Source organism: Anoxybacillus sp. EFIL, assembly GCF_013096955.1.
Taxonomy (GTDB): domain Bacteria; phylum Bacillota; class Bacilli; order Bacillales; family Anoxybacillaceae; genus Anoxybacillus; species Anoxybacillus ayderensis.
Genome location: NZ_SDLH01000019.1, coordinates 1 through 1573, shown reverse-complemented (window position 1 = coordinate 1573; position 1573 = coordinate 1). Strand labels below are relative to the sequence as shown.

At 56.6% G+C, this 1573-nt stretch carries 1 rRNA gene; it reads left to right on the top strand.

From position 1 onward, the window contains the following. Positions 1 to 1573 (top strand): 23S ribosomal RNA (locus ES017_RS15025); the annotation flags it as partial.

Genomic DNA, 1573 nt, shown 5'->3' with positions numbered 1-1573 from the left:
TCGAAGCTAGACCGGAAGGACTAGTGGAGCGCTTAGAAGTGAGAATGCCGGTGTGAGTAGCGAAAACAGAGGTGAGAATCCTCTGCACCGAAAGCCTAAGGTTTCCTGAGGAAGGCTCGTCCGCTCAGGGTTAGTCGGGACCTAAGCCGAGGCCGAAAGGCGTAGGCGATGGACAACAGGTTGATATTCCTGTACCACCTCCTCACCGTTTGAGCAATGGGGGGACGCAGGAGGATAGGGTCAGCGCGCGACTGGTTGTGCGCGTCCAAGCAGTTAGGCGCCTCAAGTAGGCAAATCCGCTTGAGTAGGCTGAGCTGTGATGGCGAGGGAAATAAAGTACCGAAGTGCCTGATTCCACACTGCCAAGAAAAGCCTCTAGCGAGGTGAGAGGTGCCCGTACCGCAAACCGACACAGGTAGGCGAGGAGAGAATCCTAAGGTGCGCGGGAGAACTCTCGTTAAGGAACTCGGCAAAATGACCCCGTAACTTCGGGAGAAGGGGTGCTCCCTCGGGTGAATAGCCCAGGGGAGCCGCAGTGAAAAGGCCCAAGCGACTGTTTATCAAAAACACAGGTCTCTGCGAAGCCGTAAGGCGAAGTATAGGGGCTGACACCTGCCCGGTGCTGGAAGGTTAAGGGGAGCGCTTAGCGCAAGCGAAGGTGCGAACCGAAGCCCCAGTAAACGGCGGCCGTAACTATAACGGTCCTAAGGTAGCGAAATTCCTTGTCGGGTAAGTTCCGACCCGCACGAAAGGTGTAACGACTTGGGCACTGTCTCAACGAGAGACCCGGTGAAATCATAGTACCTGTGAAGATGCAGGTTACCCGCGACAGGACGGAAAGACCCCGTGGAGCTTTACTGCAGCCTGATATTGAATGTTGGTGCGACATGTACAGCATAGGTGGGAGACTGAGAAGCCTGGACGCCAGTCTAGGTGGAGTCGCCGTTGGGATACCACCCTTGTCGTACTGAGATTCTAACCCGCACCCCTGATCGGGGTGGGAGACAGTGTCAGGTGGGCAGTTTGACTGGGGCGGTCGCCTCCCAAAGCGTAACGGAGGCGCCCAAAGGTTCCCTCAGAATGGTTGGAAATCATTCGTAGAGTGTAAAGGCAGAAGGGAGCTTGACTGCGAGACCTACAAGTCGAGCAGGGACGAAAGTCGGGCTTAGTGATCCGGTGGTTCCGAATGGAAGGGCCATCGCTCAACGGATAAAAGCTACCCCGGGGATAACAGGCTTATCTCCCCCAAGAGTCCACATCGACGGGGAGGTTTGGCACCTCGATGTCGGCTCATCGCATCCTGGGGCTGTAGTCGGTCCCAAGGGTTGGGCTGTTCGCCCATTAAAGCGGTACGCGAGCTGGGTTCAGAACGTCGTGAGACAGTTCGGTCCCTATCCGTCGCGGGCGTAGGAAATTTGAGAGGAGCTGTCCTTAGTACGAGAGGACCGGGATGGACGCACCGCTGGTGTACCAGTTGTCCCGCCAGGGGCACAGCTGGGTAGCTATGTGCGGAAGGGATAAGCGCTGAAAGCATCTAAGCGTGAAGCCCCCCTCAAGATGAGATTTCCCATCG